Below are 6,701 nucleotides of genomic sequence, written 5' to 3'. Positions count from 1 at the left end.
CGCGGCTGCCGTACGCGTAGCCGAGCCCGCCCAGCACCGCCGGGTCGCGCAGGTCGATCCGCGCGCGGACCTGGTCGCGCGCGGTCAGCAGCGGCCGCCAGCCGGTGCCGGTGTCGGCGAGCACCGTCACGGCGTTTTCGTTGATCACCACGGCGAAGCCGAACGCTCCCGGCAGGGCCGCCGCCGCGGTCTTGACGACGGCGGTACCGCTCGCGGTGGTGATCTCGATGCCGGCCTGCCCGGCCGCGGGGTCGTAGGTACCGAGCACCGAGACGCCGTTGCCGGCCAGCCCGGCGACCACGGGCGCGCCCGCGTCGAGCACGTCGACGGTCACCGTCCCGTAGGGCGCTTTCGGCCGGACGCCGGTCTTGACGAGGGCGCCGGGCCGGGCCGCGGTGTCGACCTGGACGAACTTCGGGGCGATCAGGGCGAAGGGCCGGAACTGTTCCGTGACGGAGAACTTCAGGGAGAGCGGGTCGGTGCCGGCGGCTTCGGCGGTCCCGCCGAGCAGGCTCGCGGTCACCCCCGTCACTCCCAGCGCGGTGAGGGCACGCAGCACGTCGCGTCGATCGAAGTCGGTCACCTTTGACCTCCGGGTGGGGACGGATCGGGCACCCAGTTTGCGACGTGGCATGCCACGTTGCAACCGATGTGGGTGGACCCCCGGAACGGCTGGGCCGGCTGGCACTGGAGATGGTCGTGTCGACCAGCGACGGCGGGTCGCGTACACAGCTGGTAAAAGCTCGTGCGCGGCTCGCATGCTGGAGTACGGGTTCAATCAACGCGACGTCGTTTCCGTTCCGCGCTGCGCCCGGTGCCACACGGGGCACCGGATCGAGCGGTTCGCCATGGGGCTTGCCGTCGTCGCGGTGATCGCGTACGCGGCCAGTGGCCTGCTCGACATCCTGCTCGGGATCACCGCAGCGGCCTCGAAGGGTGTTGCGGCTGTCTGGGCGGTGGTGGCGTGCCTGCCCACGGTCGCATGGATCGCGATCCGGCAAGCCTCGTTGCCCCTCGAAAAGCTCGCCCCTCGGCGCCTACGCTACGCCCGGTGCCATCCCGATGTGGTGCGGCGCAGGGCAGACGGCTGGCGGTTCCGGCCCGGTCCGTTTCCCTGCTGGGGTTTCCCGGCGGGGAGTGTTCCTTCGCCGCCGTCCACTCGGTATCGACGGGTCATCGGCACGGTCCTGGCGGTGCTCGGGATCGGCTGCTTCATCACGACGATCGTCCTGTACGTCCAGGGCGTCAAGGAGCTGGCCGGCGGGTTCCTCCTGGCGGCCGCGGGCTCGTTCTTCCTCTCGTCGAAGGTCAAACCCGAGGCCTGATCGGGCCCGCGGTCACTGCCACACCAGGTAGGACAGTTCGATGGAAGCCGCGTCGGGGTCGACCCTGCCGATCTTGAGGGCGGCGATGCCGTTGTTCCAGGTCCGCGCGCAGACCCAGCGGCCGATCAGGTCGGGTGTCGCCTTGATGGATTGGTCCCGCCGGGAGCGCAACGCCGTGGAGCAGCTCTGTTTCGAGACGTCGCCGTCGATCTCGGCGAAGGCCGATGTTTCCGATGCGCTGAACAGCTCCATGCTGCTCGGGTCACGGAAATTGCGAGCGAAGAAATCCGCGGGTTCGGGTGGAATGGAATTGGCGGCGTACCCCTTCGCGAGGTTGATCCAGTCGTTGTTCTTCGCGGACATATCGCCTTGGGCGACCACCGCACTGGAGTCGGCCACCTGCGGTTTCGGCGGCGTGGTTCGGCCGGTCGCGTCGAATCCGCCGGACAGCGCGACCACGCCGGTCACGGCCGCGGCCACGACGGCGAGCGCGGCGGCGGCGATGACTCCCCGCCGTCGTCTTGACGCGGCGGAAGCGTGCATCGGGGCCGCCGCCGGGGTGTGCCGGGCGAGGAGTTCGAACGCGAACGCCGCGGCGTGCCGGGCGGCGATCGGCTGCCAGTACTCGTCGGCCGCCTCGGTCTTCCCGGACAGCAGATCGCTGATCCCCCGGACGACCAAGGCCTCGACCTGGTGGTTGAGGTAAGCACCGTGCAGGAAGCCGTGACCTTCCATTTCGACCGCAGCCGCGTCCCCGCAGTGCTGGTCCAGCAGTCGTGCGGTGGCCGACCGCTGGTCGGCGACAACCTTGCCTCCCGCGGCGATCGGCTTGACCACGGCCTTCGGGACGTCCGGCACCGCGGGGCCGGGAATTCGACACTGCCAGAGCCGATCCCGCGCCACCTGCCTGGCCCGGTTGAGCAGCCGGCTCGACGGAGCGGCTGTCTTGATGCGGGGCAGGTAGCCGGCCGCTGTGTCCTTTCCGGACTCGTAGTCGTAGACGTGATCGGCGATCACGACGTCCCCCAGCGCGACGTCCTTGCGCCCGCCGGCCACCCCGACGAAGAGCACGCACCGCGGGTGGAACACCGAGATGGCGCGTTCCAGTTCGATCGCCGCCGGCGTGTTTCCCGCCCCGGTCTGGGTGAGCGCGACGGTCCAGTGGCCGTGCGGTGCCGGGAAAGTGCCGATCTCGTAGAGGGTGCCGCGCACCTCGCGTTCGTCCAGCGGACCGGATACGTGCGCACGGACGGCGTGGTATTCAGTTTCGAGTGCGGTGCAGATCACCACGGTGCCCAGGGGAGGGTCCGGTTTCGCGGTCACGGAACCATCTTTTCATCGGGCTCGCCGGAGGAGCTTGAGTTGGCCCGGAGCGTACTGGGAGAGATTGGCGATAACCAGAGCCGCGACCTTCCGCGCTGCTCCGCGGGCGTCTTTGTGCCAGCGACCGGCGGGGTTCATGCCAGCGTAGATGAGGGTACCCGGCCTACGACTGCCCTGCGGCGACCTCGTAGACGATCCCCAGCCCGTGCTCGCCGTCCCACTGCCGGCCGATCTCGACGAAGCCGTATTGCGACGCCAGCTGGTAGGAAGCCAGGTTGTCGGGGCTGATGGTGACCCGGACGCTGCGCACTCGCGGCTCGTCGGCGGCTCGGCGCAGCAGGGTTTCCAGCGCCGCGCGGGCGTACCCGCGGCGCCGGTGCACCGGTTCGACGGCGTAGCCGATCTCGACCGTCCCCGACGGGTCGGGAGGCCCGTGGTAGCCGGCCCGGCCCACGGCCAGCTGCCGCTGTTCGTCCCAGATGACGCCGGTGACCCAGGTCGCGGTGGCCGGGTCTTTCTCCACTTGGCTGCTGCGCTCCTGCCACACTCCGCGCCAATCCGGGCCGGCGAAGTAGGCGGAGACGGGGACCGGGCTGATCGCGTTCGCCGCCGCCAGGTCGCCCCGTGCGAGAGCGCGGAATACCGGACCGGTCAGGTGCACGATCCGCACGTCCGGCCTCGGGTGATCGGTCATGAGGCAACTCTCGCAGACTGACCGGGCGGACGTCGTACGTTCCCGGCGTCCGCGATTCGGCAGAAGCGGACGTCTGCGTGCCGGAAAACGAGTGGGCGCCGAGGGCGCGGTCTGCCACCATGAGCCCGTGGACGTCGAATGGCCGGGAACCTTGACGGTCTCCGGAAAATGTGAGCTGTAGTCGGCGTTAAGCGGGGTTAGGGTGGTGCGGTGCGGACGAGGCTGCGGACGCTCCGCATCGGGGAGCGGGCCTACACCTGGCGGGCCACGATCGGTCAGGTCGCCGGCGACGGCATCGACTTCCATCGCTGTGTCCGGGTGCGCGTCTGGGGAGCCGGGAAGACCGGCTGCGCCCTGGAGGCCGACCTGCTCTCGAAAGCAACGAGCGTGGGCTGGACCCCGGCCGCGACGGACGGCTCCTACCCAGAGCCTGCCGACGTTCGAAGCCTCGTCGAGCACGCGCTCGCTCTCGGCTGGAACCCCAGCGCGCTCGGCGGCACCTTCCGGCTCACCGAAGAGCATGGGCTGGAGCTGCCGGGCTTTCTGCTCACCGATCGTCTGCGCGACCCGGACGCGCCGGACCCGACCGGGCGGGTGATCCGGGCGACCCGAAACCAAGGGGTGCCCGAATGGCTCTGACCGACTTCGATACAGGCTTTGGTTCTGGTTGGGGTTCTGCTGCTGGTCGCGAGCCGGGCGATCCAGTTGCCGGCGGTGTCGAACAGCACCGAGTAGCCGGCCTCGGTGGCCCTGAGCCCGCACGGAGTCTTGACCGCGCGTGCGCGGATGATCGCCTGCTCCGTCACCCGCGCGGCCGGTCGCCGGTTGCCGATTTCCGGTCGATGTCCGCGTAGAAGGAGCGGAGGGCGGCCCCGAGCCGGTCGGGGGCTTCCATCGCCACGTAGTGGCCGATCCGCTCGATGTGCACGGCGGTCACGCTGCCGGCGACCTGCCGCAGTGTGGCGGGCGTGAAGTCCCTCGAGCCGCCTGCCACCGCGAGTACGGGCATGTTCAGCTTGCGGGCCGCGAGCGCGCGGAGTTCTTCGCCCTCGGAGAGCAGCGACCGGTACAGGCCCGCGGCGCCGGCGAACGCGCCGGGCCGGCCGTAGGAGCGGACGAGCTCGTCGATGTCGGCGTCGGTGAACGCGCCGGGATTCGCGGCGAGCGACGGGATCGCGTAGCCGGTGAGGAACTCGCGCTCGCGTCCGGCGAGGAGCATCTCCGGGATGCCGGGGGCGGCGAGGACGCCGATGTGCCAGGCGCCGCCGTGCGCGACGTCGGCGAGCGCCTCGGCGCCGAATCCCGGAAGTGCGGTCTCGATTCCGGTGTAGCTGCGGACGAGTTCCGGGTGGGTCGCGGCGACGCGAAACGTCGTGGGGCCGCTGACGTCCTGGCCGGTGAGGTGGACGGGGCCGACGTCGAGGCGGGCGATCAGGTCGCCGAGGTCTTTCGCCGCGGTGGCGCTGTCGTGCTCGCGCGTGGCGGTGGCCGAGTCGCCGAATCCGCGGAGGTCCACGGCGAACACCCGGTGGTGCTCACTGAGCAGGGGGATCAGCTTGTGGAACACCCACCAGGTCTCCGGGAAGCCGTGGACCAGCAGGACGGGAGACCCGGTGGTGCCCGCGGCGACGTAGTGCAGCTCGGTGCCGTTGAGGCTGATCCGGTGGTGGTCGACACCGGGGATGGTGGCGGCGATGCGGTTCATGAGGTTCCTGTCGCGTCGATAGACAAGTGACTTGTCGAACTGTAGAGATAGACAAGTGACTTGTCCATATGCCCGGACCTCGTATGATCGACCGCATGGCGCAGTCCAGCGGTGCCGAGCTCGCGCTTCTGCTGCTCGGCGGGTTCCACTCCATGGTCGACGAGGTGAACGTGGGGCTGGCGAAGCGCGGCCACAAAGGCGTCCGTCCCGTGCACGAGTTCGCCTTGCGCGCCGTGGACGCGGGCGCGGACACCGCCTCCGAGCTCGGTCGACGGCTGTCGGTCACCAAGCAGGCGGCCGCGCAGACCATCGCCGTACTGGAGGAGTTCGGCTACGTCGACCGCGAGCCCGACGCGAGCGACGCCCGCCGCAAGCGGCTGCGGGTCACCCCGCGCGGCCACGAGCTGATGGCCATCGGCGGCGCCCTGTTCGACGACGTGCGCAGCCGCTGGGCGGCCCGGATCGGGCCCGGGCAGCTCGAGATCCTGGAAGCACACCTGACCCGGCTCACCGAGCGCCGATCGTTCACTGCCGAGGACTTGCGGGACTGATCGCCGGATCCGCCCCTCGGCATCCGCCCTGACCTTCTGCCGTAATCCACAGACAGCAGCCCGGAATCCGCAGTCCCGCGGGATCGGCTGCGGCCTACCGTGGAGCTCTGGGCCGACGAGGGGCCACGGACGGGAGGCGAACGACGTGACGGACCTGCTCCGGCCGCTGGAAGAACGCCATACGGCAGGTGACCTGCTCGCCGAAATCGCGGACCGCGCGCCCGCACTGGGTGGCAACTCCGGTGGCTGGCCGGGCCTGACCTTCTACCGCTACACCCGGCCCGTCGCCCCGCAGTGGGAAGAGGTGCGGTCCCTGTCGCTGTGCATCATCGCGCAGGGGCGCAAGCGCGTGGTCGCCGACGGGCGCGCACACGCCTACGACCCGTTCAACTACCTGGTGCTGAGCGACCGCCAGCACTTCACCGCGGAGATCCTCGAAGCCACTCCGGCCAAGCCGTTCCTCTCGTTGGTGCTGCAGGTGGACCCCGGGCTGGTGCGGCGGGTGTCGGCCGACGTCCTCGACCGGCGGGCCACCACGTTCGACCGGGTGGCGCACAGCCAGCCCGAGCGGGCGTTCGTCACCCCGCTGGACTGCACGCTGATGTCGGCCACCCTGCGGTTCCTCCGCGCGACGGGCACCGGCGCGGATCGCCGGGTGCTGGCGCCGATCTACCTGGCCGAGATGGTGTACCGGATCCTGCAAGCCGGGCAGTATTTCCGGTTGCTGGAGATCGCGGCGTCGGAGGTGGCGCGCAACCCGGTCAGCGAGGTCGTCTCCTACGTGCGGGACAACATGTCCGAGCCGCTGACGGTGAGCGACCTGGCGGAACGGGTTTCGCTCAGCCCTTCGGCGTTTTCACACCTCTTCCGTGAAGTGACGGGGAAATCGCCGTACCAGTTCGTGAAGGAGATGCGGCTCAACCGCGCGCGCGACTTGCTGATCGAAGGCAGGCTGAGTGTCACGCAGGTGTCGAAGGCGGTCGGCTACGCGAGCGCGTCGCATTTCATCAACGAGTTCCGCGCACGGTTCGGCGCGACCCCGCGCGCGTATTCCGATCTTCGCGCGCTTCGCGAAGAGTTCGACGTCCGCAACGGGTGATGGG

Annotated in this window: 8 protein-coding genes; 4 read left to right on the top strand and 4 right to left on the bottom strand. The window is 70.0% G+C overall.

Going from position 1 to position 6,701, the window contains the following annotated elements:
• Nucleotides 1–583, bottom strand: a 583-nt coding sequence (locus G3I65_RS26775; protein WP_160698560.1) for a twin-arginine translocation signal domain-containing protein, incomplete at its 3' end; no start/stop codon positions are given.
• A 175-nt stretch (nt 584–758) separates the two neighbouring features.
• On the opposite strand from G3I65_RS26775, the gene G3I65_RS26770 reads away from it, so the two are divergent.
• Entirely contained in the window at nt 759–1,325 is a 567-nt protein-coding gene (locus G3I65_RS26770; RefSeq protein WP_160698559.1) for a hypothetical protein, read from the top strand.
• 12 nt (nt 1,326–1,337) lie between these two features.
• Here G3I65_RS26770 and G3I65_RS26765 read toward each other — a convergent pair whose 3' ends face one another.
• A complete protein-coding gene (locus tag G3I65_RS26765; RefSeq protein ID WP_160698558.1) occupies nt 1,338–2,648 on the bottom strand; it encodes a 5'-methylthioadenosine/S-adenosylhomocysteine nucleosidase in 1,311 nt (436 codons plus the stop codon).
• A 163-nt stretch (nt 2,649–2,811) separates the two neighbouring features.
• A complete protein-coding gene (locus tag G3I65_RS26760) occupies nt 2,812–3,342 on the bottom strand; it encodes a GNAT family N-acetyltransferase (RefSeq protein WP_160698557.1) in 531 nt (176 codons plus the stop codon).
• 210 nt (nt 3,343–3,552) lie between these two features.
• Here G3I65_RS26760 and G3I65_RS26755 point away from each other — a divergent pair, with 210 nt between their 5' ends.
• Nucleotides 3,553–3,981, top strand: a complete 429-nt coding sequence (locus tag G3I65_RS26755) for a hypothetical protein (RefSeq protein ID WP_160698556.1) — start codon at nt 3,553–3,555, stop codon at nt 3,979–3,981.
• A gap of 163 nt (nt 3,982–4,144) precedes the next feature.
• On the opposite strand, the gene G3I65_RS26750 is transcribed toward G3I65_RS26755, so the two are convergent.
• Nucleotides 4,145–5,047 (bottom strand): alpha/beta fold hydrolase, encoded by a 903-nt coding sequence (locus tag G3I65_RS26750; RefSeq protein WP_160698555.1) that lies wholly within the window; start codon nt 5,045–5,047, stop codon nt 4,145–4,147.
• 95 nt (nt 5,048–5,142) lie between these two features.
• On the opposite strand from G3I65_RS26750, the gene G3I65_RS26745 reads away from it, so the two are divergent.
• Nucleotides 5,143–5,598: a MarR family winged helix-turn-helix transcriptional regulator gene (locus tag G3I65_RS26745; RefSeq protein ID WP_239071464.1), complete on the top strand. Its 456-nt coding sequence runs from the start codon at nt 5,143–5,145 to the stop codon at nt 5,596–5,598.
• A gap of 145 nt (nt 5,599–5,743) precedes the next feature.
• Nucleotides 5,744–6,697 (top strand): AraC family transcriptional regulator, encoded by a 954-nt coding sequence (locus G3I65_RS26740; protein WP_160698553.1) that lies wholly within the window; start codon nt 5,744–5,746, stop codon nt 6,695–6,697.
• Nucleotides 6,698–6,701 lie beyond the last annotated feature (4 nt).

Source organism: Amycolatopsis sp. SID8362, from assembly GCF_010550475.1.
Lineage (GTDB): Bacteria > Actinomycetota > Actinomycetes > Mycobacteriales > Pseudonocardiaceae > Amycolatopsis > Amycolatopsis eburnea.
Note: the sequence above shows the minus strand (reverse complement) of the source record. Positions and strands in the feature narration are given on the sequence as shown.

What these genes read in the sequence shown, in the direction of transcription:
- G3I65_RS26770 (WP_160698559.1), top strand. Translation starts at nt 759, where the DNA reads ATGCTGGAGTACGGGTTCAATCAACGCGACGTCGTTTCCGTTCCGCGC.
- G3I65_RS26760 (WP_160698557.1), bottom strand. Translation starts at nt 3,342, where the DNA reads ATGACCGATCACCCGAGGCCGGACGTGCGGATCGTGCACCTGACCGGT.
- G3I65_RS26750 (WP_160698555.1), bottom strand. Translation starts at nt 5,047, where the DNA reads ATGAACCGCATCGCCGCCACCATCCCCGGTGTCGACCACCACCGGATC.
- G3I65_RS26745 (WP_239071464.1), top strand. Translation starts at nt 5,143, where the DNA reads ATGGCGCAGTCCAGCGGTGCCGAGCTCGCGCTTCTGCTGCTCGGCGGG.